Genomic DNA, 23,927 nt, shown 5'->3' with positions numbered 1-23,927 from the left:
TATCTCACCACTACTTAGCAAACAGGTCACGTTGATCCTATATAAGTGGATATTCGGGGAAGATATATACGAAATGGTATAGATTCCGCACTACGATGATTTGTCAGATAGATAGATACGACGGTCACGGTTCGGGTGCCAGTCGATGTCAGTAATAACGACTCTCGGGATGGGTTTGCTGTTCGTGGGCGGCGTCCTGTTCGTCAACGGGCTGTGGCTTCGCGGAACCGGGGCGGACGAAGATGTCGCGGTGTTCAACTTCCTCACCGGCGGAATCACGTTTCTCATCGTCCTCTGGTGGGCCTTCGGCGGCGACGCGACCAACGGGACGGCGTTCGACGCGGCGGGGACGCTCCTGTTTTCGTTCACGTACTTGTGGATCGGGGCGAACGCTAGCCGCGGTGTCGAAGACCAGCGGTCATTCGGGTTCTACTGCGGGTTCGTCGCCTGCACAGCGATTCCGACCGGATTCCTCGTGTTCCAATCGGGCGATGTCGGACTCGCCGGGCTGTGGTGGCTCTGGGCCGCGCTCTGGGCGGCCTTCTTCGTGTTGCTCGGCTTAGAGCGAGACGGAATCACGGCCCCCGTCGGGTCGTTCACGGCGATCGTGGGTGTCGTCACCGCGGTGGCGGGGTACCTCATGGCGGCCGGATTCTGGCCGGTCGTCTGAGGACGGCGCGCCACGCCTCAACGACCTCGGTCACACTGCCGCGATCAGGAACCCGAGCACCGCGAAGCCGCCCGCGACCGCACCGGCGACCCCCCGATCGAGGTCGTGGTACGCCTCCAGCCCGCCGACGACCACGACCCACTGGACCGCGATCACGACCGCGGAGGCGGCCAGGAGCGGCCCCTGCATCGCCGAGATCGCCGCGACGAGCTCGTTCGCGATCGCCTCCATCGTTGTCCCCTGAACCGTCGTCGTCGCGAGCCCGTACCAGATCGCGGCGAGGCCGGCGACCAGCCGGGCCAGTTCCGCGGCGATCGCCCACGCAGCGATGGCGAACGAGTCGCCGACCGACCCCGATCCCCCCGCGAGGCGCGCCCCGCCGTGGAGCGCGAGCGCGAAGACCGCCCACCAGATCGGCACGCCGATCAGCGCGTAGCCGACGTAGCCGTCCGCCGCACTCCGAAGCTCCTCGCCGACGTCGACGTCGACCCGCTCCGGCTCGTCGCACCGCTCGGCGACGAGCGAGCCGTCGTCCTCGCCGAACGCCTCGCAGGTCGTCTCCGGCGGGCGGTCGGGGTTGTCGACCGTCACCTCGCGGTCGATCGTCGCGTCGAAGGCGGCGCCGAGCGCGACGACGCCGACGGCCGTCGCGACCGTGACGAGGACGACGACGCCGACGGTGAGCGCGTGCCCGCCCGTATCGAGCCGACGGAAGCCGGCGCGGGAGCGATCGAGGAGGCCACCGACGAGTCTGGCGGGGAGGGCGAGCGGGGAGGGCATACGCGGGGGATCAGTGAGCTCCGACAAGTGTCTTGTCCGTCGATCGCTTCGAGACGAGACGAGGCGACTGCGACTCGATATAAACCACACTGCAGTGGCGCGTGCCTCCGAGCGTGCCGCCGAAGGCGGCCGCGAGGAGCACGCGCGAGGGAGTCGGCCGGCGCTTATAAGCGCCGGCCGACGAGGCTGGGGAGGTGTGAGGCGCAGTGCTGTGCGGTCGGGTGGGACTCAAAGGGGCAGCCGCGAGGCCGGCGCAGGCGACGCAAGCACCGCAACGAGAGAGCGAACGAAGTGAGCGACCGAGTGAGGAGCGCAGCGAGAGTGCGCCGGCCTCACGGCTGGGGCTTTGGAGGTCTCGTCCGCGTCGATCTGTGATTTATAAGCAACTACGTCGTCGTACAGCCGAGCAGCTGGGACTTCGGTGGTGTTCTCCCTCCCATCCCCGGTCAACCGCCCAGAAACGGCCAACCGCTTCGTCTCGTTCGCTTTCGGTTTTTAGTACCGCCCGCTCGAACCCACACGCAATGAGCCGTAACGACGAGGTCGCCGGCCTCTTAGAGGAGTTCGCCGACCGGCTCGAAGCGACGGGCGTCGAGTACAAGCCGACCGCCTACCGCCGCGCCGCGGAGAACGTCCGCGAGCACACCGCGCCGATCGAGAACCTCGCGGGGGAGGGCGAGGAGGCGGTCGCCGAGATCGACCGCGTCGGCGACGCGATCGCCGCGAAGATCGTCGAGTACTTCGAGACCGGCGCGATCGAGGAGCTGGAAGCGCTCCGCTCGGAGCTGCCGGCCGACATCGAGGCGCTGACCGCGGTCGAGGGCGTCGGCCCGAAGACGGTCGGGAGCCTCTACGAGGCGCTGGGGGTTACCACACTCGACGAACTGGAGGAAGCAGCCGAGGCGGGCGAGATCCGCGAGGTCTCCGGCTTCGGCGCGAAGACCGAGGAGAACATCCTCGACAACATCCCGTTCGCGCGCGAGGCCCGGAAGCGCACCCGCCTCGGCGACGCCCGCCCCGTCGCGGACGCCGCGCTGTCGTACCTCGACGGCCTCGACGCCGTCGCGTCGGCCGCGGTGTGCGGCTCGATCCGGCGCTGGAAGGACACCATCGGCGACATCGACCTCCTCGTCGCCAGCGACGCCCGCGAGCCCGTGATCGAGGCGTTCACCGACTGGCCCGAGGCGGACGCGACGATCGAGGCCGGCACCGGGAAGGCGAGCGTCCGCGCGAGCGGCACCCGGGTCGACCTCCGGGTCGTCGACGGCGACGAGTTCGGGGCCGCGCTCCAGTACTTCACCGGCTCGCGCGCCCACAACGTCGCGGTGCGCAACCGCGCGATCGATCGCAGCCTGAAGCTCAACGAGTACGGCCTGTTTGACATCTCCGACGTCGACGACCCCGACGCCGGCCAGCGCGTCGGCCAGCGCGTCGCGGGCGCGACCGAGGACGGCGTCTACGAGGCGCTCGACATGGAGCCCGTCCCGCCCGAGCTCCGCGAGGACAACGGCGAGGTCGCGGCGGCCGCGGACGGCGACCTCCCCGACCTCGTCGAGACGGACGAGATCCGCGGCGACCTCCACACCCACACCGACTGGTCGGACGGCGGGTTCTCGATCGCGGAGATGATCGAGGCGGCCGCGGAGCGCGGCTACGACGTGCACGCGGTCACCGACCACGCCGCCGGACCGGGAATCTTCGGGAACACCGGGCTCGACGAGGCCGAGATCGCGGAGCAGGCCGAGGCGGTCGCGGAGGCGGCGGAGGAGGCGTCGGCGGACGTCGAGGTCCTCCACGGGGTCGAGGCCAACATCGACGCCGAGGGGGCGATCACCACCGACGACGAGACGCTCGCCGACCTCGATATCGTCGTCGCCTCGCCGCACTCCGCGCTGGGACAGGACTCCGACGCCGCCACGGAGCGGCTGATCCGGGCGGTCGAACACCCGCACGTCGACGTCCTGGGTCACCCGACCGGCCGGATCATCAACAGCCGGCCGGGGATCGCGCCGGACATCGAAGCCGTCGTCGAGGCCGCCGCGGCCGCCGGCACCGCGATCGAGGTGAACGCGAACCCGGCCCGGCTCGACGCCGACGGCGACATGGTCCGGGCCGCGATCGACGCGGGCGCCGCGATCGCGGTCGACACCGACGCGCACGCGCCCCGCGAGCTCGACAACGCCCGGTACGGGGTCCACACCGCGCGGCGCGGCTGGGCCGAGACGGCGGACGTGCTCAACGCGCGCTCGCCGGAGGGGATCCGGGCGTTCCTCGACGGCTGATGCCCCCGCGCGTCCTCCTCGACGTCATGTGCGGCACGCTCGCGACCTACCTCCGGATGTGCGGCTACGACGCCGCCTACGCGCTCGATCGCGAGATCGAGGACGACGACCGGCTCCTGTCGGTCGCGGCCGCCGAGGACCGGACCCTGATCACCCGTGACCGCGAGCTCGCGGCGCGCGCCGAGCGCGGCGACGGGACCGACGCCGTCCTCCTCGCGGAGCGCGACGTGCTCGACCAGCTGCGCGAGGTCGCCGACGCCGGGTACCCCGTCGAACTCGCCGACGAGCCGACGCGCTGCGGCGCCTGCAACGGGCCCGTCGAGCGCGTCCCGGATTCGGACCCGGGTACGGGCGACCCGGACCCCCCGGAGTACGTCCCCGACGACGTGGGGGCGGCGGCGGCCGGCGGCTCCGAGCGCGACGCCGACGTCCGCCCCGCGTGGCGCTGTCGCGACTGCGGGCGCTGGTTCTGGAAGGGGAGCCACTGGGAGTCGGTCGCCGCGCGGCTCGACGCGGTCTGATCTCTCGGCTACCGCCGGCCACCCCCGACCGCGCCGCCGAGCGAAACCGGTTTGCCCGCGACCCGCCTACGGGCTCGCAATGGACCGCGAGCAGGCCGTCGCCCGGCTGGAGACCCTCGTCGACCGCGTCGAACGCGAGACCATGCCGGTCCCCGTCCGCGAGGTGTGGGCCTTCGGCGACGTGGCGCTCGGGCTCGATCCGGTCGAGCGGCTCGACGTGTACATCACCAAGGACGTGATCATGGGCGGCGACACGGAGGCCGCCGCGGACTTCGCGGCCGAGTACGGCGTCAAAGGGGTCGGCACCTCCGTGCGCGCCGAGTGGGCCGAGGCGCACCCCGACCGCGTCCGGACGAGCGACAACGGGTACGCCGCGCCCGAGAAGTGCCTCGCGGCCGAGCTCGTCGCCGCGGACGAGCCGATCCACCTCGAAGTCTGCAACGCGAGCTTCGAGGACAACGTGCGACAGCGCCTGAAGGGGGCGCTCGCCCGCGACGCCTACGAGGAGGTGCTCGACCCCCGCGGCGTCTGCCTGTGGGTCGACGGCACCCGCGACGAGGAGGCGTTCGACCGGCTCCGCGAGGCCTCGCTCGCGATGCCGACGCTCCCGGCCGCGCTCGGGATGCTCGGCGCCGACGAGGACGTGGCCAACGAGGCCGCAGACGTGCTCAAACGACAGCGCACCGAACAGGAGGGGTCGTCGGTGCGCGGCGACATGGTCTGATCCGGAGCGGGAGTGAGTCTCGTACGGTGGTGGAGTGATTGTTTATAAGTCGGATTGTGGTGTTGATGGCGAGTATTTATAAGCGATCAACGATGCTACGGTGACGACCTGCAAAGCCCCAGCCGCGAGGGCGGCGCACGCTCGCTGTCGTTCGAGACGCCGAAGGCGTCTCGTGATGACGAAACGGCTCCGCCGTTTCGAACCACGCTCCTCGTCACTCGCGGTGCTCGTTCCTGCGGTGCTTGCGTCGTCATCAGAACGCGAAGCGTTCTGATTGGCTCACGAGAGCTCTGCTCTCGTGAACGCCTGCGCCGCCCTCGTGACTGCCCCTTTGAGTCCCACCCAACCGCAGACTGCAGCCTCACACCTCCCCAGCCTCGTCGGTCGCCTCCGCTTCGCTCCGGCGACCGACTCCCTCGCGCGCGCTCCTCGCGGCCGCCGGAGGCGGCCACTCGGAGGCACGCGCCAACCGCACGGTTCTTTATAAGTACCCGCCGCCGTCGCTCACGGCCGTTTAAATGACGTCTCGCCACCACCGATCTGCAATACTCACTCCCGCTATCGATCAGGACGCCGCGCTCGGATCAACATATTCACTACAGGCCGTCACGAACCCGGGTGTATGAGCACGGACGACGTCTCGCGGCGCGGGTTCATCCGGACCGCCGGCGGCGCGGCCGGCGCCGCGGGAGCGGCGGCGGCGACGACCGGGACCGCGGCGGCACAGGAAGAGCAGCCGGTCTGGCCGAGCGGGGCCGAAGGGAACGTCGGGTCGTACGAGGACGCCCGCGGCGAGGACGAGGTCACCGTCGAGGTGGGCGGGGGCGACCAGGGGCTCGCCTTCGACCCGACCCTCCTGTGGGTCGACGAGGGGACGACGGTCACGTTCGAGTGGACCGGTGCCGGCGGCGACCACAACGTCCAGAACGTCGAGGGCCCGGCCAGCCTCGACAGCGGCGACCCGGTCGGCGAGGAGGGGTACACCTACGAGTACGAGACGAGCGAGGAGGACGTCGGTATCACCCACTACCACTGTGTCCCCCACACCAACGTGGGCATGCACGGCGGGCTCGCCGTCGGCGAGGACATCGAGACCGAGTCGACCGGCGGTGGCGGCGGCTCCGACGCCGTGTTCGTCCCGCAGGGCGCCCGCGCGCTCAGCGTCGCCACGTTCGTCGCGATGGTGAGCACGCTCGGGCTCGCGTTCGTCTTCATGAAGTACGGCGGCACGATCACCCGCGACGAGGAGTAGTCGGCCGGCGCGGTCCGCGGGTTTTCCGTTATTCTTCGTCCGAGAGCCCGCGGTACGCGTCGACGACCCGATCGAGCACCGCGTCGTGGTCGTAGTCGGCGAAGTCGCGCTCGACGGCCTTCCGGTCGAGGTCGCCGACGGCGACGAACTCGTCCGCGAGCTCGGCCGGGCTCGTGACGAGCCGCCCGCGCCGGCGGCCCTCCACGAGCTCGTGGGCGCTGGAGTCCGCCTGGTACTCGACGAGGGCGACGCAGCCGCACGCCAGCGCCCACAGCAGGTCGGTCGCGAACGTCTCCCACGTCGCCGTCGCCACCGCGACGTGGGTCCCCTTGAACAGCTCGACCCGCTCGCGGAGCGGGAGGTCGCCGAGGAACGACACCCGGTCGTCGATCCGGAGGTCGCTCGCCATGGACTCGATCCGTGAGCGTTCCGGCCCGTCGCCGACGACGGCGGCGGTCCAGTCGCGGTCGCGGAGCTCCGCGAGCCCGAGCAGGAACGTCTCGACGTTGGCGTGGCGGTCCAGCCGCCGGGCGTACACCGCGTCGAACCGATCGTCGACCCCGGCCGACTCGACGAGGTCGAAGTCGATGCTCTCGGGGATCACCCGCACGTCCTCGCCGGCGGCGCCGTGCTCGCGGACCCGGGTCTTGGTCGTCCGCGAGGGCGTCGTGACGGCGTCGGCCCGCCGGGCAAGCAGCCGGTACCGCCGGCGGGAGTCGGCGGGGTGGTCGCGCCACCAGTCGACGATCACGGGCGTCCGCGAGAGGGTGCCCCCGACGGTCGCGGCGATCCCGGGCGTCGGCGGGGTGTTGACCGCGTGGACCACGTCGGGGTCGACCCGCCGGAGCGCGAGCGGGAGCCGGGCCGCGAACGCCGACGGCGACGGCTCCGCGGTCACCGACCGATACGCGATCCCCTCCTCGGAGAAGGCGTCGTGGTCGCCGCCCCACCAGCGGGCGCAGAGCCAGACCACGTCGTGGCCGCGCTCGGCGAGCCCGCGGGCGATCCGTCGCGTCCGCGACCGGGCCGGCGTGTCGCCGTGCCCGGGGGCGAAAAGCGAGACGAACGCGACGCGCATACGCCGACCGGACGGCTGGGGCGGATAAAAAGACACGGCATCCGGCGGGCGGGGGCGGGACGCAGCGGGCAGACCGCGCGTCGACGCCGAGTACTGCCCGTTCCGCCACCCGAAACGGTTTCACACCGCGCCCGGAATCGAACCCCATGCACCGGTACGACATCGAGCGGTACCTCAACGTCCGAAACGCCGGCGGGGCGGACCTCGGCCCCGACGGCCGGCTCTCCTTCCTGTTGAACACGACCGGCACCGGGCAGGTGTGGTCGCTCGACGAGCCGCTCGGGTGGCCCGAACAGCACACGTTCTTCGAGGAGGCGGTCTCGTTCGTCGACTCCTCCCCGGAACGCGCGGAGGCAGTCTTCGGCATGGACGAGGGCGGCAACGAGCGCGCCCAGCTGTACCTGCTCAACTACGAGTCGGGCGAGATCACCGACCTCACCGACCGTCCGGAGGCGAAGCACCGCTGGGGCGGCTGGGACGGCGAGGGCGACTGCTTCGCGTTCGCCTCGAACCGCCGCGACGAAGCCGTCTTCGACGTGTACGTACAGGACCGGGACGCGACCGGCGACGACGCCGAGCTCGTCCACGAGGGGGACGGCTGGCTCTCGGTGTCGGGGTGGTCGCCGAGCGACGACCGGCTGATCGTCCACGAGGCGCACTCCTCGTTCGACCACGACGTGTACACCCTCGAACTGGACACCGGGAATCTCACCCATCACACGCCCCACGAGGGCGACGTGCGCTACGGCAGCCCGGAGTGGGGTCCCGACGGCGAGTCGCTGTACCTCGTCACCGACCGCGACAGCGACACCCTGCGCCTGGAGCGGCTCGACCTCGCGACCGGCGAGTTCTCCGTGGTCGCGTCCGGGGAGGGCCCCGCGAGCGGGGCCGGCGGCGAGGGCGACGACGGCCGCGAGGGGGGAGCGGACGATTCCCCCGCGAAGCCCGGCGGCGACGACGGCTGGAACGTCGACGGCGTCGCCGTCCACGAGGAGTCCCGGCGCGTCGTCTACTCGCGCAACGTCGACGGCTACACCGAGATCGCGGTCGGCGAGCTGGTGGAGCCGGACCGGATCGACCCGTACCCGACGCCGGACCTCCCCGAGGGCGTCGCCGGCGGCGTGAGCTTCGGGCCGGACGGGGACCGCTTCGCGATCACCGCGACCGGGAGCACCCACAACGCGAACGTGTACGTCGTCGACGCGACGACGGGCGAGACGGAGCGCTGGACCGCGGCCTCGACCGCCGGCATCCCGCCGGACACGTTCGTCGAGCCGGAGCTGGTCCACTACCCCACGTTCGACGGCCGGCAGATCCCCGCGTTCTTCTCCGTCCCGGAGACGGAGCCGCCCGAGGACGGCTACCCCGTGGTCGTCGACATCCACGGCGGCCCCGAGTCGCAGCGCCGACCCTCCTTCGCCTCGGTCAAGCAGTACCTGCTGAACAACGGCTACGCCGTGTTCGAGCCGAACGTGCGCGGCTCCTCCGGGTACGGGAAGGCGTACTCCGCGCTCGACGACGTGGAGAAGCGAATGGACTCGGTCGCGGACGTCCGGGCGGGCGTCGAGTGGCTCCACGACCACCCCGAGGTCGACCCCGACCGCGTCGTCGCGATGGGCGGCTCCTACGGCGGCTTCATGGTGCTCGCGGCGCTGACCGAGTACCCCGAGCTGTGGGCCGCCGGCGTCGACGTCGTCGGCATCGCGAACTTCGTGACGTTCCTAGAGAACACCGGCGACTGGCGCCGCGAACTCCGCGAGGCCGAGTACGGGTCGCTCGAGGAGGACCGGGAGTTCCTGGAGTCGATCTCGCCGATCAACAACATCGAGGCGATCGAGTCGCCGCTGTTCGTCCTCCACGGCGCGAACGACCCGCGGGTGCCCGTCGGCGAGGCCGAACAGATCGTCGAGGAGGCGCGCGAGCAGGGCGTCCCCGTGCGGAAGCTGATCTTCGACGACGAGGGACACGGCTTCTCGAAGCTGGAGAACCGCATCGAGGCGTACCGCGAGGTCGTCGACTTCCTCGCGGAACACGTCTGAGCGGGCGGCACCGCCGGCGGCCGGACTTTTATACACGCTCACGCGAGACGTACAGAGAATGAACGAGTCCGAGGCTCTCGGACTGCTGCTCGACCACACCCAAGACAAGATCGTTCTCCTAGACGAGGACGGGACGTTCACGTACGCCAGCGGGGCGGTGGAACGGATCCTCGGGTTCACGCCGGACGAGATCGTGGGCGAGAACGCCTTCGAGTACGTTCACCCCGACGAGCGCGCCGCGGTCCGCCACGCGTTCGGGCGGGCGATCGAGAGCGACGAGTTCGCCGAGGTGACCGTGGAGTACCGCCACCGCACCGCCGACGGGTCGTGGGTGTGGCTGGAGAGCCGGATGTCGAACCTCACCGACTCCGCGCTCGACGGATTCGTCGTCAGCTCCCGAGACGTCACCGACCGCGTCGAGGCCGAGCGCCAGCGCGCCGAGACCGCGTCGCACCTCCGGGAGATCGCGGCCGTCTCGAGCGACGTGCTCTGGATGTTCGACGCCGACTGGTCCGAGGTGCTCTTCGTGAACCCGGCCTACGAGGACGTCTACGGCGGGTCCGTCTCAGAGCTCCGCGGCGATCCGGGGACGTTCCTCGACGCGATCCATCCCGACGATATCCCCGCGGTGAAGGAGGCGATGGGGCTGCTCTCCGAGGGCACCGCCGTCGACATGGAGTACCGGGTGAACCCCGACGAGAACTACGCGCACTGGGTGTGGGTTCAAGGCGAACCGATCACGGAGGACGGGGAGGTCGTCCGCATCACCGGGTTCACCAGGGACGTCACGGACCGACGGCGTCGCGAACGGCAGCTCGTCGTGATGGACAACCTCCTCCGGCACAACCTCCGGAACGACCTCAACGTCATCCTCGGAACGGCGGAGACCCTCGCGGCCGAGGTGCCGGACGCGGCCGATCGCACTGCGGTGATTCGGCGGGTCGGCGATCAGCTCCTCGAAACGGCCGAGAAGGAGCGGGAGATCATCGATCTCATCACCAAGCGACAGGACACGGAGCGGATCGAGCTCCGCGAGCTGGTCGACGAGTGCGTCGAGGACGTCCGCGAGCGGTACCCGGACGCCGCGATCGAGGTCGCGGAGCGCGACGCGGTCGCGGTCGGCGGGCGCGCGGAGCTGCGGTCGGCGGTGATCGAGCTGCTGGAGAACGCGGTCCGCCACGCGGACGGGGAGCCGTCGACCGTGACCGCCGCGCTCCGTCGCACGCCCGAGGGCGCCGAGATCGTCGTACGGGACAGCCACTCCCCAATCCCGTCGGTCGAGGCGGACGTGCTCAGGGGCGACCACGACATGACCGACGTGTACCACAGCAGCGGGCTGGGGCTCTGGCTCGTCTACTGGAGCGTGGAGCTGTCGGGCGGGACCGTCGCGGTCGAGTCCGGCGCCGAGCGCGGCAACGAGATCACGATCAGGCTGCCCCGGAACGGCGACTGAGCCGGGGGCACTTAGCCGGGGCCTACTCCCAGTCCGGGCCGAAGTCCGGGTTCAGCTGGCGGTCGGTCCGACCGAGATCGTCGATCGCCGCGACGTCCTCGTCGTCCAGTTCGAGTCCGAGGCTCGCCCAGTTGTCGCGGAGGTGGTCCTCGCCGGTCGCCTTCGGGATCGCGGTGACGCCCTTCTCGCGGAGCCACGCGAGGCTCACCTGCGCCGCGCTGACGCCGTGCTTCTCGGCGATCTCGCCGACGGTCGGGTCGTCGAAGACGTTTCCGCGGGCGAGCGGCGAGTAGCCGACGAGCTCGATGCCGTTGGCGTCGGCGTACTCGCGGAGCTCCTCCTGTCGGAGCAGCGGGTGACACTCCACCTGGTTCGCGAACGGCGCCTCGCCGAGCGCGTCGGTCGCGGCGTCGAGGTGCTCCGGCTCGAAGTTCGAGACGCCGATCCGGTCGATCAGGCCGTCGTCGCGGAGCTCGGCGAACGCGGGCAGGGTCTCCTCGGGGTCGTACGCCCCCGACGGCCAGTGGACGTACAGCAGGTCGACGTACTCGGTGTCGAGCTTCTGGAGGCTCTCGCGGGTCGAGGCGGCCACGTCCTCGGGCGCGAGTTCGTCGGTCCACACCTTCGTGGCGAGGAACACGTCGTCGCGGTCGACGTCGGCCGCCGCGATCCCTTCGCCGACGGCGGCCTCGTTGCCGTAGATCTGGGCCGTGTCGACGTGGCGGTACCCCAGTTCGAGGGCGGTCTTCACGGACTCGACGCACCGCTCCGGGTCGTCGTTCTGCCACGTCCCGAGGCCGAGCGCCGGCATTCCGTCGCTGCTCGGTACGTCGAACGACTGCGACTCCTGTGACATACGCCACGGTAGTCGCGTGAGCCGAAAGTCGCTTGCGGTCCCGGTGGTCTCGGGCGGGGGATCGGAGGGCGGTCAGGCCGGCCGACGGAGCGGTCAGGTCGCCGGCAGTCCGGTGCCCCGGTCAGTCGTCCAACAGCGCCCGCGAGGAGTTCGTCACGACGAGCAGGCTGGAGGCGCCCATCGCGACCGCGGCGAAGAGGGGGTTGAGGAGGCCCGTCACCGCGAGCGGGATCGCGACCGCGTTGTAGCAGAACGCCCAGCCGATGTTCCCCTTCACGCGCCGCCCCGCGGCCCGCGAGAGCTCGAAGACGGTGGCCACGGAGCCGAGGTCGTCGTCGACGATCGCCACGTCGGCGGCGTCGGCCGCCATGGCGGTCCCGCCGCCGAGCGCGACGCCGAGGTCGGCCGCGGCGAGCGCCGGCGCGTCGTTGGTCCCGTCGCCGACCATCACCGTCCGCCCGCGCGCCTTCAGCCGCTCGACCGTCTCGGCTTTCCCCTCCGGCGGCACGCCCGCGAACACCGACGAGACCGCGTCGTGCTCGGCGAAGACGGTCGCCGCGCGCTCGTCGTCGCCGGTCAGCACGACCACCTCGACGCCCGAGTCGGCCAGCTCCGTCACGGTCTCGTCCCACCCCTCGCGCAGCTCGTCGCCGACCACGACGACCCCCTCCGCGGCGCCGTCGCGGCCGACGGCGACCGGGACGCGCCCCACGTCGCGGGCGGCCGCGACCGCCTCGCGGACCGACTCGGGGACCGTCCACCCGCGCTCGTCGAACAGGTCCGGGTGGCCGACGACGACCGGAACGCCGTCGACGACGCCGGAGACGCCGCGGGCGTGGCTCTCGAAGTCGGAGACCGCGAGGGCGTCGCCGGAGGGGGAGGCGGCGTCCGATCCGTCGACCGCCTCCGTCGCCTCGACCGTCCCGCCGTCAGCGACCGCCCGCGCCGCGGCGATGGCCCGCCCGACGGGGTGCGCCGAGCGCTCCTCGACCGCCGCCGCGAGCCGGAGCAGGTCGTCGTCGACGTCGGCGGAGACGACCCGCATCTCGCCGGTGGTGAGCGTCCCGGTCTTGTCGAAGACGACGGTGTCGGCGCCCCGGAGGCGCTCGAAGACGGTGTCGTCGAAGATCACGATGGAGCGCTCCAGGGCGTCGCGGATTCCGGCGGCGACCGCCAGCGGGGTCGCGAGCCCGAGCGCGCACGGACACGAGACGATGAGCACCGTGAGCCCGACGAGCATCGCCTCGGTCACCCCGTTGCCAAGCGCGAGGTTGGCCCCCGCGGCGAGGAGCGCGACCGCGAGCACGACCGGAACGAACACCGTCGCCAGCCGGTCGGCGAGCTTCTGGACGCCGTGGTTCCCGCTCTGGAGGTCCCAGACGAGCTCGGCGACGCGGTCGAGGCTGGAGGTCGCGTCCGGGCCGACCTCCACCGTCAGCGACCCGTCCGCGACCACGGAGCCGCCGACCACGGCGTCTCCCGGCGCCTTCCGGACCGGCATCGACTCGCCCGTGACGACCGACTCGTCGACCGCGGCGTCGCCCGCGACCGCCTCGCCGTCGACCGGGACGCGCTCGCCGGCGCGCACGAGCAGGCGGTCGCCGGGCGCGAGGTCCTCGATGGCGACTTCTTCAGTCTCGATGCCGTTCCCCTCAGCCTCGCCGCCGTTCCCTTCTGCTCCCGCCGCGTCGACGCCGACGATCCGCCGGGCGCTGTCGACCTGGACCGCGGTGAGATCGGAGAGCAGCTCGGTCGCGCGCTTCTTTATCGAGTCCTCGTAATGGTTCCCGACGGTGACGATCACGATGATCGCGACCGTCACGTCGTAGTAGATCGACGGCGACTCGACGAAGATCACGGCGAGGGTGCTGTAGACGTACGCGCTGAGCGCCGCGATCGCGACGAGTAAGTCCATGTTCGGCGACCGCGTCCGCGCGCTGACGTACGCGCCCCTGAGTATCGGCTTCCCGGTGACGAACAGCACGAGCGTCGTCAACACGCCGATCACGATGAAGAAGTACGTCCCGGAGGTCGACGACATCGCCTGGTTGAGGTACTCCAGCGTGCGCTCGTTGTAGAAGGGGAACGCGAAGTACGTCGGGTAGATGATGACGATGTACTGTAACATGACCGCCATCCCGACCATGACCCCCGCCGCGAGCCGCGCCGTCGCCATGTTGTCCGCCTGCCGGCGGGAGAAGGCGTCGTCGCGGTCGTACGCGCTGTAGCCGAGCCCGCTCACCGCCTCCGAGAGGTCGTCCGCGGAGACCGCATCGGGGTCGTGGTCGATCCGCACCGTGTCCGTGACGTAGCTCGCGCTGGCGGCGCTGACTCCCTCGGTCCGCGTGGCGACCGTCTCGATGAACGCCTCGCAGGTGGCGCAGTGCATCCCGTCGACCTCGAGGAAGGTCGCCTCGTGGCCGGCTGGGACCTGTGCGTCGGCGGAATCGTCTCCCTCCCCCTGCCGCCGCTCGCGAACCGCCTCCGCGTCGACATCGACGTCGCCGAGCGACTCGTACACGTCTCGACAGCCGGTACAGCAGAACGCGTTGCCCTCGTCGTCGACCACGTCGACGCCGGCGGTCGGGAGCTCACAGAGGGTGCAGTCGGGCGCGCTCATCTCACATTCCCCCCGCGGCGGCCGCGTCGAGCGGGTTCCAGAACGGGAGGCTCGGGTGCGGCACGTGGACGCCGACCGCCATCAACCCGTGCGCGAACAGGACGTAGCCGAGCGCCACGAAGGCGACGCCGAGCAGGCGGTGGACCCGGCGGCGATGGACCGCGTCGACGCTCTCGATGACCGTGCCGTAGAGGAAGACGGCCGGCATCGTCCCGACGCCGAGCGCGCCGAGCGCGAGCGCGCCGCTGACGGCGGAGCCGCTGGCGAACGCGTAGAGGTACGCCGGGTAGAGGATCGGACACGGGAGCAGCCCGTGGACCGCGCCGAGCCCGACGATCCCGGGCCCGTTGGCGAGCCGGTCGACGTGCCCGGTGAGCCACCCGGTGACGCGGTCGAGGCCGGGGAGGTGGACCCCGCCGGTCGCGCCGCCGAGCGCGTACCGGACGCCGACGACGATCACGGCCGCGCCGACGACGAGGCCGACGGCGCCGCGGACCGCCTCCGCCGCGCCGGTCAGCGTCGCAGTCGTGACGAGGAGGGCCCCGCCGAGCGCGCCGAGCGCCGCGCCGATTGTCGCGTAGCTCGCCGCGCGGCCGAGGTTGAACAGCGCGTGCTGGCGGACCTCGTAGGTCGTGAGGTGGCTCCCGCGCCGGTCGGCGGACCGGCCGGTTCCGGCGGCGGCCCCGCCGGCCGCTCCCCCGCCGTCGGCGCGTTCGCTTCCGTCGCGCATCCGGCCGGCGTACACCGTGACGAGCGGGCCGCACATCCCGATGCAGTGGGCGCCGCCGAGCAGCCCGATGGCGAGGAACAGCAGGACGTCGGTCCCGAGAAGCGGCGAGAGGTCCATGAGTCGAGTCACCCGTGGTAGGGGTCGCGCGCGCTAATGGGTTTCGTCGGGCCGGGGAGCGAGCGGTCGAGCCGGAGGAGGAAGCGGTGGGATCGGGAACCCCCCACGTCACTCCTCCACGACGACGGTTCCGACCATCCCCCCGGTCTCGTGGGGGATGCACACGTAGTCGTGGCGGCCGGGGACCTCGAACGTGTGGGAGAAGCGGTCCCCGCTTTCCAAGATGCCGCCGAAGTCGTCGTGCCACGCCTCGCGGGCGGTCAGCTCGTCGTCGAAGCCGCCGGAGGCGAAGTAGTCGGCCGCGTCCGGGATCGCGCTCTCGTAGGCGGTGACGGTGTGGGCCCGCGCGCTCGTGTTCTCCCAGACGACGGTGTCGCCGACGGAGACGGTCAGCTCCGCCGGCCGATACGCGTCAGCGACCATTCCCACGTCGTAGCCGGGGTCGCCCCCGACCGCCGAACAGCCGGCGAGGGCGGTCGTCGCCGCCAGGCCCCCGGCCGCGCCGACCCGTCGGAGGAACCGTCTGCGGTACATACCCCTAACTGCGGTCCTCAGTCGTTTCAATACCGCGGTCGTCCCCGCCGAGTGAGAACGTCTCGCCGCGGACGTCGCGATCGCGGTGACGCCGTCTCACACCGGCCGTCTACCCCGAACCGATCGTCGATCCCCGAGCGTGAGAAACGCGCGTTTGCTGATGTAGGTAATAAGAAAAATGATCCGAATAATCCGACACAGAATGAAAAATACACGGCAAAACCCAACTAGTTGGGTGGTACCGTTTACCCGGTTCCTCTCGTACCGATAGGTGTCGAATGATCGAAACAGCAACGGCTGACCTGATCGCAAGCGGAACCGTCCCGCTCGAAATGACTCAAGCCGAGATTTTCCAGGCCATCCAGAGCGACGGGCTGCTGGCCGCGTCGCTCTGGATCAACATCGCCCTCGCGGGCCTGTCGATCCTCCTGTTCGTGTATATGGGTCGGAACGTGGAGGATCCCCGCGCGCAGCTGATTTTCGTCGCCACGCTGATGGTGCCGCTGGTGTCCATCTCGAGTTACACCGGGCTCGTCTCCGGGCTGACGGTAAGCTTCCTCGAGATGCCGGCCGGGCACGCGTTGGCGGGGCAGGAAGTGCTCACCCCGTGGGGGCGGTATCTCACGTGGGCGCTGTCGACGCCGATGATCCTCATCGCGCTCGGCCTGCTCGCCGGATCGAACGCGACGAAGCTGTTCACGGCCGTCACGGCCGACATCGGGATGTGCGTCACGGGCCTCGCGGCCGCGCTGACCACGTCCTCCTACATGCTGCGCTGGGTCTGGTACGGCATCAGCTGCGCGTTCTTCGTCGTCGTCCTGTACATCCTGCTCGCCGAGTGGGCTCAGGACGCCGAGGTCGCCGGCACCGCCGAGATCTTCAACACGCTGAAGATCCTCACCGTCGTCCTGTGGCTCGGCTACCCGATCGTCTGGGCGCTCGGCGCCGAGGGCTTCGCGGTGCTCGACATCGCCATCACCTCGTGGGCCTACAGCGGGATGGACATCGTCGCGAAGTACCTCTTCGCGTTCCTCCTGTTGCGGTGGGTCGCGAGCAACGAGCGCACGGTCGCCGACATGGCTTCGGGACTCGGTTCGGCCTCCCGCGGCGGCGCGGCGCCGGCCGACGACTGACGACGCGATCGCGGCGTCGCCGTCGCGGACCCGTTTTCGGCCCGTCTCGACACTCGCCGACCGCGAACCGGCGGACGAGAGACAAACGCTAAACCCGCGGCGGCGGTGGTCGGAGACATGAAACAGGCCATCGTCGCCCGCACCGACATCGGGATGGGCGAGGGGAAGCTCGCCGCGCAGGTCGCGCACGCGTCGCTGTCCGCGTACCAAGACGCCGGCCGGCGCGCCCGCAAGAAGTGGCAGGGCGAGGGACAGAAGAAGGTCGTGCTGAAGGGCGACTCGGAGAGCCAGCTGTTCGAGCTGGCGGACAAGGCGGACAAGGAGGGGATCCCGTACGCGATCGTCCGCGACGCCGGCCACACTCAGCTGGAGCCGGGGACCGTCACCGCGCTCGCCGTGGGACCGGCCCGCGACGACACCGTCGACCGCGTGACCGGCGACCTCTCGCTGTACTGAATGGCGCCAGAGAGCCCCCTCCGCGAGGCGCACCCGGCCGAGCGCGCCGCGGGGATCGACTTCTACGTCAGCGACGGCGACGGGATCGGCGGCCGGCTCCGCGAGTCGCCCGAGGACTTCCGCGTCCGGGAGCTGGAGGCGTTCGAGCCGGAGCCGCTCGGCGCGGACCCGGGGAGCTACCCCGAGCTCGTCGTCCGCGTCACCCTCCGCGACTGGGACACGAACGACTTCGCGCGGCGGATCTCCGACGCCCTCGGGGTCAGCCGCGAGCGCGTCTCGTGGGCGGGGACGAAGGACAAGCGCGCCGTCACCACTCAGCTGTTCACGCTGCGCGAGGTCGACCCCGACGAGCTCCCCGAGATCCGCGGCGCGGAGATCGAGGCCCTCGGCCGCGCCGGCCGCGGGCTCTCGTTCGGCGATCTGGCGGGCAACGCCTTCGAGATCCGGGTCGCCGACGCAGTGAGCGAGGCGCCCGAGCGCGTCGCCGACGCGGTGAGCGATCTGCGGGCGTTCGGCGGCGACGGGGGAGACTCGGCGGCCAGTGGTCCGGCCGGCGACGACGCAGCCACCGTGGGCGTCCCCAACTACTTCGGCCAGCAGCGCTTCGGGAGCCGGCGGCCCGTCACCCACCGCGTCGGGCTCGCGGTCGTCCGCGGGGACTTCCGCGAGGCGGTGCGGCTCTACGCCGGCAACCCCGCGGAGACGGAACCCGACGACACCCGCGCCGCCCGCGACCGGGTGGACGCCGCGTTCGGGGTTGACACGGGAAGCGAGGCGACCGGCGACGACTCCGGCCCCGCCGCCGACGGCACCGGCGACGGCGACTGGGAGGCCTGCCTCGACGCGATCCCGGGCAAGCTCCGGTTCGAGCGCTCGATGGTCCATCGGCTCGCCGAGCGCGACGTGGCCCCCGACGCGCCGCCGGACGGCGACGACTGGCGGCACGCGCTGGAGGCGGTCCCCTCGAACCTCCAGCGGCTCTTCGTCAACGCCGCCCAGTCGTCCCTGTTCAACCGGATCGTGAGCGAGCGCCTGCGCCGCGGGCTCCCGTTCGACCGCCCGGTCGCCGGCGACGTGGCCTGTTTCGCCGACGGCGACGCGCCCGACGAGCTGTACGCCCCCGACACGGACCGGCTCCAGCGGGTCGACGAGGACCGGGTCTCCGTCGTCGCCCGCCACTGCGAGCGCGGGCGGGCGTTCGTCACGGCGCCCCTCGTCGGCACCGAGACGGAGCTCGGCGACGGCGAGCCCGGCGAGATCGAGCGAGAGGTCCTCAACGACGCCGGGATCGAGCCCGGCGACTTCGCGCTCCCGGGCGAATTCGACTCGTCGGGCACCCGCCGCGCGATCCTCCTCCGAACCGACCTCGACGTGACGTTCGAGGACGGCGACCCGCGGTTCGCGTTCGCGCTCCCGAGCGGGTCGTACGCGACGGTGCTGCTCCGGGAGTTCACGAAAAGCGGGCCGCTCGACCTCTGATCGGCGCGCGCTCCACATATCGATCCGCATGTGTGGATCATCGACAGTCAATAACGTCCGAAACCACCACGATACTGCGCTCCGTTCCGAGCCGTTTTTGTGCGGGAGCCGCCAACCGGAGCCATGACCCGGATCGTCGTCATCGACCTCCACGGCCAGTTCACCCACCTCGAACGGCGGGCGCTCCGCGACGTGGGCGTCGACACCGAGATAGTCTCGGCGGACACGTCCCCCGCGGAGCTCGACGCCGACGGAATCGTGCTCTCCGGCGGCCCCGACATGGACCGCGTCGGCAACGCGCCGGAGTACCTCGATCTGGACGTCCCCGTGCTCGGGATCTGCCTCGGGATGCAGCTGATCGCGGTCGAGCGCGGCGGCGCGGTCGGCGGCGGCGACTACGGCGGCTACGCCGACGTCGACGTGGAGATCGTCGACGACGAGGACCCCCTCGTCGGGTCGCTGGCGCCGGAGACGCGCGTCTGGGCCTCCCACGCGGACGAGGTGACCGAGGTCCCCGAGGGGTTCGTCCGGACCGCGACCTCCGACGTCTGCGACGTGGAGGCGATGTCGAACGCCGACGCGGGGCTCTACGGTGTCCAGTGGCACCCCGAGGTCGCCCACACCGAGCGCGGCGAGGAAGTGTTCGAGAACTTCGTCGCGATCTGCGAGTCGGCGTAGGAGAGCGACTAACCTCCCGATCAGCTATTACTCGCCGATGTGGGCCGTCAACACCGGGAGCTCGCTGTGTCGCACCACCCGCTCGGCGACCGAGCCCGCGGTGACGAAGCGCCCGATCCCGGTGCGGCCGTGGGTCCCCATCACGATCAGGTCGACCCCGTAGTCGGCCGCGGCGTCGAGGATCTCCTCGTGGGGGCGACCGCGCCGGAGGTGGGGTTCGGCCTCCACGTCCCGGTTCGCGGCCGTCTCGACCACCGCGTCGAGCGCGCGCTCGCCGCGCTCCTCCTCGCGTTCGACGACCAGGTCCCACTCGTCGGCCCCGGCGATCCCCTCGTCGACGACGAACAGCGCGTGGATACGCGCGCCCGTCAGCGCGGCGAGATCGCAGGCCTGCTCGATCGCGGCGTCGCTCCCGGCGCTCCCGTCGGTCGGACAGAGGATCGCGTCGTACATGTCGGTACCCCACGGACCGGTAGGTGTTAACGGTTCGCAGTATCTCGGTCGGAGCCGTCGGTCGCCGTCGGATCCGTCGTCCTCAGAGCCGGTACCGCCGGACGCGTTCCGTCCCGCAGCTCGGGCACTCTCTGCGGTACTCGACGGTCGCGCCCGACGTCACCGCCTCCCACGACCCTTCCTCGTCGACGAACCCGCACTCCTCGCAGGCGTGCGACTGCCCGTCGAGCCGCGCGCGGAGCCGATCGAAGGCCGACGTGCCGCCGTAGCTGGATGACATACGGTACCAATACACAACAGCATGATTAATAATCATCGATCGGTCGGATCGCGGAGACGAACGCGCCGGCGACGTGCGCGTCCCTCTCCGGTTCGGCCGCCACAGCGGTCCGAGAAGACGCGTCGCTCTCCGTCTCGATCAGCACCGCGGTCCGAAAAGGCGGTGCGCCGCCCTACGCCTCGAACAACTCGTCGACCGCCTCGCCGGCGGTCTCGGCCGCCTCGCGGGCGACGGCGTCCGGGTCGGGGTCGTCGGGGGCGTTCAGGTAGACGTCGACGTCGAGGACGCCCTCCTCGAACGTGACCGTCACGTCCAGGTCGGTCACCGCCGACTGGTCGTAGTGGGCGAACACGACGCCCTCGGCCGCCTCCGCGGCGGTGCGGACGACCTCGTCGTCCGCGGGTTCGTCAGTCGGCCCGTCGGTCGGCTCGGCTGTCGATCCGTCGCTCGATCCGTCGGACATCGGCGCTTACGCGCCGCCCGCGCCCGGACCGCCCGGACCCATCGGGCCGCCGCCGGCGCCGCCCTGGAGCATCTGCTGGAGCTCGCCCTGCAGGTCGTCGAACTGCTCCTGCACGCGCTCCTCCTGCTTCTCGAGCTGCTCGACGCGGACTTCGAGGGAGTCGACCTTGTCCTCGAGGTCGTCGTAGGCGGACTCGTAGTCCGTCTCGACGAGGACCTCGCCGATCTCGCGGTACATTCCGGCGTCCTCGTCGACGTCTTCGAGGGCGTCGAGGGCCGTCTTGGACTCGTTGAGCGCGGACTGCGCCTGCTCCTTCTGCTCGGCGACCTGCTGTGCGGTCTCCTGCAGCTCCTGTAGCTCCTCGATCTTCTCCTGTGCCTCGGGCGGCATGTTCCCTTGCATGGGCGCAACGAGGCGGCCCGGACGGAAAAACCCCCGACTTCTCCGCCGCCGACCGATCCGTCGGGTACAGCACTGGAGAAGCAGGAAAACGGCGGTCGAGCTACTGCCGACCGCCCGCTGCCCCGACGCGCTCGGCGACCTCGACGAGCCGCGACCAGCTGTTGATCCCGGCGCGGAGGGCGACGAGGTCGTCGGCGACGACCCGGACGCGGACCGCGTCGCCGTCGCGGGAGACCGTCGCGGCGGACCGGGCGTCGTCGATCTCGCCGACCTCGGGTTCGAGGGCGTCGCCGACGAGCCGTGCGCGCCGCTCGGAGGGGTAGGAGAACGTGAGGACCGTTTCGTGTGCGCGGGTCGCCGTCACGGTCGAGGGCGTCCCGGGCTACTCGACGTTGACTTCTTTCACGTCGCCGCCGCGCTCCTTCAGGAGGACGCGGTGGCCGCAGTACGGACAGCGCACGCCGCCGTACTCGTCGAGGGTGACGTCGCGCTTACAGCGGGAGCACTTGTAGCTCATCGCCTTACTCCTCGTCGGAGAGCGCGGCGCGGATGGAGCGGCGGACGGTGCGACCGCCGGGCGTCTCGGGGCGGTACGCGCCGCCGGTGAACGTCTCGCCGGTCTCCTCGTTGACCCAGATGCCGGTACCCTTACGCTTGACGTCGTCGCCGTCGACGGTCGCGTTCTGCATCTCCTCTTCGATGTCCTGGACCCGCTTGCGGGAGACCCGGCCGTAGCGGGCGCCGAATCGGCCCGCGCTGCCGGTGCTTCGTGCCTTGTCCTCAGCCATAGTGACTGCGTCTACCGCCAGCGCGGGTAAAAAGGCTACGAGTCGAGGCGGTCGGCCGGGACGGCGGGAACCCGGCGTCGTCGGCGACGCCCGACACAGCGACGATCGCTCATAACCGACTGAACTGACTGTCGCTGTTGCGGTGGCGCGCGCCTGTGAGGCCGCTTCGCGGCCGAGCAGCGCCGCGTGAGGGAGTCGACCGGTCGGAGCGAAGCGGAGACCGGTCGACGAGGCTGGGGAGGAGTGAGGTGCGGTGCTGTGTGGGGTGGGACTCGAAGGGGCAGCCGTGAGGCGGTCGCAGGCGACGCAAGCACCGCTGGGAGCGAGTGAAACGAGCGAGCGAGGAGCACAGCGAGCGTGCGACCGCCTCACGGCTGGGGCTTCGGTGGTCTCGGTCGAGAATGCGACATCGACTCTCTCGTGTCGAGCGGTCGGGGAGCCGCGAGAGCGACGAGAGCCGCGGAGAAGAGAGGCTTTCCCGCCGGTATCCGCTCTCCCACCTCGACCGCAACGCCTTTCACTACTTGGTAATACTACTTGGTTGTATGCACGGATTCGACGGCTTCAGCGACGTGAGCGAGACCGACGTGACGAAGGCGATCGGCAACGAGTGGACCGACGGATTCCTCGAGTTCACCGATTCGGAAGTGATCATCCTCGGCGGCGGTCCGTCCGGGCTGATGGCCGCGAAGGAGCTCGCCGAGCGCGGCGTGAAGGTGATGATCGTCGAGAAGAACAACTACCTCGGCGGCGGGTTCTGGCTCGGCGGGTTCCTGATGAACACGGTGACGGTCCGCGACCCTGCACAGGAGATCCTCGAGGACCTCGACGTCGACTACGAGCCGGTCGAGGACGTCGACGGCCTCTACACCGCGGCCGGCCCGGAGGCCTGTTCCGGGCTGATCAAGGCGGCCTGCGACGCCGGCGCGCGCGTCCAGAACATGACGGAGTTCACCGACCTGGTCGTCCGCGAGGACCACCGCGTCGGCGGGATCGTGATGAACTGGACCCCCGTCCACGCGCTCCCCCGCGAGATCACCTGCGTCGACCCCATCGCGGTCGAGTCCGACCTCGTCATCGACGCGACCGGCCACGACGCGGTCGCGATCAGCAAGCTCGACGAGCGCGGCGTCCTCTCGGCGCCCGGCATCGAGCACGCGAAGGAGCACAACACCGGGATGGACCAGACCGGCGACGGCGAGTACGGCGCGCCCGGCCACGACTCGCCCGGCCACGACTCGATGTGGGTCGGCGAGAGCGAGGACGCCGTGGTCGAGCACACCGGCGTCGTCCACGACGGCCTGATCGCCTCCGGCATGGCGGTCGCGACAGCCCACGGCCTCCCGCGGATGGGGCCGACCTTCGGCGCCATGCTCGTCTCCGGCAAGAAGGCCGCCCAGAGCGCCCTCGACGAGCTCGGCGTCGAGGGCCCCGACGTGAGCCTGTCGACCGGGAGCGCGCCCGCGCCGGCCGACGACTGAAGGAAGCCCTCGCGACCGCCGACTACGGCGGAACCCCCCGCTGACGGCTCTCCCTCCCTCGACGGGTTTATTACCGAAATCCCCCGAGCGTCGGCCATGTACTGGCGGGGCCACGTCGGGATCGCGCTCCTCGCGTACGCGCCCGTCGCGGCAGCGGTCCGCGTCGCCGGCGAGCCCGGACTGGCGGTCCTCGGCGCGGCGGTCGCCGTCGCGTTCGCGACGGTCCCGGACCTCGATCACCGGCTGCCGGTCGCGCACCGCGGCCCGACGCACACGGTCGGGTTCGTGGTCGCAACGGGAACAGTCGTCGCCGTCGCCGGCGGGCTCGTCTTCCCCGCGAGGGGCGGGATTAATCTCCTCGCGAGCGGTGGATCCGCGCTCCCCGCGTGGACTCCGGTCTTCGCCGGCGGCGTCGCGACGCTCTCGCTCTGTTCGCACGTCGCCGCCGACGCGATCACGCCGATGGGGATCCGGCCGTTCCGCCCCCTCTCGACGTGGCACGTCACCTTCGACCTGACACCGGCCGCGAACCCCCGCGCGAACCGGCTGTTCCTCGGCCTCGGCGTCGCGGCCCTCGCGCTGTCGGTCGCGCTCACGCCCTGAGCCGCCGGCTCCGGGAGCGCAGTCGGTGATCCGAGCAACCATCACGAACGTTCAC

General features: G+C 70.9%; 26 protein-coding genes. 13 read left to right on the top strand and 13 right to left on the bottom strand.

Annotation, left to right across the window (positions count from 1 at the left end; all coding sequences use genetic code 11):
* Positions 1-145: 145 nt before the first annotated feature.
* Positions 146-670, top strand: coding sequence for an AmiS/UreI family transporter (locus tag CK500_RS05820; RefSeq protein ID WP_198951510.1), 525 nt, complete (start codon positions 146-148; stop codon positions 668-670).
* 30 nt (positions 671-700) lie between these two features.
* Here the strand turns inward: CK500_RS05820 and CK500_RS05815 are convergent, their stop codons facing one another.
* A complete protein-coding gene (locus tag CK500_RS05815) occupies positions 701-1,450 on the bottom strand; it encodes a YIP1 family protein (RefSeq protein WP_095636311.1) in 750 nt (249 codons plus the stop codon).
* A gap of 524 nt (positions 1,451-1,974) precedes the next feature.
* Between CK500_RS05815 and polX the strand changes: the two genes are divergently transcribed.
* From polX to CK500_RS05795, 4 genes are all read left to right on the top strand, one after another.
* Positions 1,975-3,732: a DNA polymerase/3'-5' exonuclease PolX gene (gene polX, locus CK500_RS05810; protein ID WP_095636310.1), complete on the top strand. Its 1,758-nt coding sequence runs from the start codon at positions 1,975-1,977 to the stop codon at positions 3,730-3,732.
* Positions 3,732-4,253, top strand: a complete 522-nt coding sequence (locus tag CK500_RS05805) for a Mut7-C RNAse domain-containing protein (protein ID WP_095636309.1) — start codon at positions 3,732-3,734, stop codon at positions 4,251-4,253. Before polX ends, CK500_RS05805 begins: the two co-directional genes overlap by 1 nt.
* Before the next feature lie 79 nt (positions 4,254-4,332).
* Positions 4,333-4,977 (top strand): DUF7095 family protein, encoded by a 645-nt coding sequence (locus CK500_RS05800; RefSeq protein WP_095636308.1) that lies wholly within the window; start codon positions 4,333-4,335, stop codon positions 4,975-4,977.
* 622 nt (positions 4,978-5,599) lie between these two features.
* On the top strand, positions 5,600-6,229 hold the full coding sequence (locus CK500_RS05795; RefSeq protein WP_095636307.1) for a halocyanin domain-containing protein: 630 nt from the start codon (positions 5,600-5,602) through the stop codon (positions 6,227-6,229).
* A gap of 28 nt (positions 6,230-6,257) precedes the next feature.
* Here CK500_RS05795 and CK500_RS05790 read toward each other — a convergent pair whose 3' ends face one another.
* On the bottom strand, positions 6,258-7,307 hold the full coding sequence (locus tag CK500_RS05790; RefSeq protein WP_095636306.1) for a glycosyltransferase: 1,050 nt from the start codon (positions 7,305-7,307) through the stop codon (positions 6,258-6,260).
* A gap of 146 nt (positions 7,308-7,453) precedes the next feature.
* Between CK500_RS05790 and CK500_RS05785 the strand changes: the two genes are divergently transcribed.
* On the top strand, positions 7,454-9,346 hold the full coding sequence (locus CK500_RS05785; protein ID WP_095636305.1) for a S9 family peptidase: 1,893 nt from the start codon (positions 7,454-7,456) through the stop codon (positions 9,344-9,346).
* Positions 9,347-9,404: 58 nt separating this feature from the next.
* Complete coding sequence (locus CK500_RS05780) at positions 9,405-10,799, top strand: PAS domain-containing sensor histidine kinase (RefSeq protein WP_198951509.1); 1,395 nt, start codon at positions 9,405-9,407, stop codon at positions 10,797-10,799.
* Between the two features lie 22 nt (positions 10,800-10,821).
* Here CK500_RS05780 and CK500_RS05775 read toward each other — a convergent pair whose 3' ends face one another.
* The 4 genes from CK500_RS05775 to CK500_RS05760 form a co-directional block, all read right to left on the bottom strand.
* Positions 10,822-11,610 carry an aldo/keto reductase gene (locus tag CK500_RS05775; protein ID WP_095636722.1) on the bottom strand — a complete coding sequence of 263 codons (789 nt, stop codon included), beginning with the start codon at positions 11,608-11,610 and terminating at the stop codon, positions 10,822-10,824.
* A gap of 166 nt (positions 11,611-11,776) precedes the next feature.
* Positions 11,777-14,275, bottom strand: a complete 2,499-nt coding sequence (locus CK500_RS05770) for a heavy metal translocating P-type ATPase (protein ID WP_095636304.1) — start codon at positions 14,273-14,275, stop codon at positions 11,777-11,779.
* Position 14,276: 1 nt separating this feature from the next.
* Positions 14,277-15,122: a sulfite exporter TauE/SafE family protein gene (locus tag CK500_RS05765; RefSeq protein ID WP_095636303.1), complete on the bottom strand. Its 846-nt coding sequence runs from the start codon at positions 15,120-15,122 to the stop codon at positions 14,277-14,279.
* Positions 15,123-15,230: 108 nt separating this feature from the next.
* The gene (locus CK500_RS05760; protein ID WP_095636302.1) at positions 15,231-15,656 is read right to left on the bottom strand and encodes a plastocyanin/azurin family copper-binding protein; all 426 of its coding nucleotides are present in this window, start codon (positions 15,654-15,656) and stop codon (positions 15,231-15,233) included.
* A 332-nt stretch (positions 15,657-15,988) separates the two neighbouring features.
* Between CK500_RS05760 and CK500_RS05755 the strand changes: the two genes are divergently transcribed.
* The 4 genes from CK500_RS05755 to CK500_RS05740 all read left to right on the top strand — a co-directional run bounded on the left by CK500_RS05755 (position 15,989) and on the right by CK500_RS05740 (position 19,402).
* Positions 15,989-16,789, top strand: coding sequence for a bacteriorhodopsin (locus CK500_RS05755; protein WP_095636721.1), 801 nt, complete (start codon positions 15,989-15,991; stop codon positions 16,787-16,789).
* A 117-nt stretch (positions 16,790-16,906) separates the two neighbouring features.
* The gene (gene pth2, locus CK500_RS05750) at positions 16,907-17,245 is read left to right on the top strand and encodes a peptidyl-tRNA hydrolase Pth2 (protein WP_095636301.1); all 339 of its coding nucleotides are present in this window, start codon (positions 16,907-16,909) and stop codon (positions 17,243-17,245) included.
* Positions 17,246-18,724: a tRNA pseudouridine(13) synthase TruD gene (truD, locus tag CK500_RS05745; RefSeq protein ID WP_095636300.1), complete on the top strand. Its 1,479-nt coding sequence runs from the start codon at positions 17,246-17,248 to the stop codon at positions 18,722-18,724. It begins immediately after the preceding gene.
* A gap of 123 nt (positions 18,725-18,847) precedes the next feature.
* Positions 18,848-19,402: a GMP synthase subunit A gene (locus CK500_RS05740; protein ID WP_095636299.1), complete on the top strand. Its 555-nt coding sequence runs from the start codon at positions 18,848-18,850 to the stop codon at positions 19,400-19,402.
* Between the two features lie 27 nt (positions 19,403-19,429).
* Here CK500_RS05740 and CK500_RS05735 read toward each other — a convergent pair whose 3' ends face one another.
* From CK500_RS05735 to CK500_RS05705, 7 genes are all read right to left on the bottom strand, one after another.
* Positions 19,430-19,855, bottom strand: coding sequence for a universal stress protein (locus CK500_RS05735; RefSeq protein WP_095636298.1), 426 nt, complete (start codon positions 19,853-19,855; stop codon positions 19,430-19,432).
* An 82-nt stretch (positions 19,856-19,937) separates the two neighbouring features.
* Entirely contained in the window at positions 19,938-20,135 is a 198-nt protein-coding gene (locus tag CK500_RS05730; protein ID WP_095636297.1) for an HVO_0649 family zinc finger protein, read from the bottom strand.
* A 172-nt stretch (positions 20,136-20,307) separates the two neighbouring features.
* A complete protein-coding gene (locus CK500_RS05725) occupies positions 20,308-20,598 on the bottom strand; it encodes a DUF3194 domain-containing protein (RefSeq protein ID WP_095636296.1) in 291 nt (96 codons plus the stop codon).
* A gap of 6 nt (positions 20,599-20,604) precedes the next feature.
* Positions 20,605-20,988: a prefoldin subunit beta gene (locus CK500_RS05720; RefSeq protein ID WP_095636720.1), complete on the bottom strand. Its 384-nt coding sequence runs from the start codon at positions 20,986-20,988 to the stop codon at positions 20,605-20,607.
* A gap of 112 nt (positions 20,989-21,100) precedes the next feature.
* Entirely contained in the window at positions 21,101-21,364 is a 264-nt protein-coding gene (locus CK500_RS05715; protein WP_095636295.1) for a KEOPS complex subunit Pcc1, read from the bottom strand.
* An 18-nt stretch (positions 21,365-21,382) separates the two neighbouring features.
* Positions 21,383-21,517: a DNA-directed RNA polymerase subunit P gene (locus tag CK500_RS05710; RefSeq protein WP_004049526.1), complete on the bottom strand. Its 135-nt coding sequence runs from the start codon at positions 21,515-21,517 to the stop codon at positions 21,383-21,385.
* Between the two features lie 4 nt (positions 21,518-21,521).
* On the bottom strand, positions 21,522-21,788 hold the full coding sequence (locus tag CK500_RS05705; protein WP_095636294.1) for an eL43 family ribosomal protein: 267 nt from the start codon (positions 21,786-21,788) through the stop codon (positions 21,522-21,524).
* Positions 21,789-22,333: 545 nt separating this feature from the next.
* On the opposite strand from CK500_RS05705, the gene CK500_RS05700 reads away from it, so the two are divergent.
* Both CK500_RS05700 and CK500_RS05695 read left to right on the top strand, forming a co-directional pair.
* Positions 22,334-23,269: a thiazole biosynthesis protein gene (locus tag CK500_RS05700; protein ID WP_095636293.1), complete on the top strand. Its 936-nt coding sequence runs from the start codon at positions 22,334-22,336 to the stop codon at positions 23,267-23,269.
* A 96-nt stretch (positions 23,270-23,365) separates the two neighbouring features.
* Complete coding sequence (locus CK500_RS05695; RefSeq protein ID WP_095636292.1) at positions 23,366-23,872, top strand: metal-dependent hydrolase; 507 nt, start codon at positions 23,366-23,368, stop codon at positions 23,870-23,872.
* The last annotated feature ends 55 nt before the right edge of the window (positions 23,873-23,927 follow it).

It is taken from the genome of Halorubrum salipaludis (genome assembly GCF_002286985.1).
Classification (GTDB): Archaea; Halobacteriota; Halobacteria; order Halobacteriales; family Haloferacaceae; genus Halorubrum; species Halorubrum salipaludis.
This window is presented reverse-complemented; position numbering and strand designations above follow the sequence as displayed.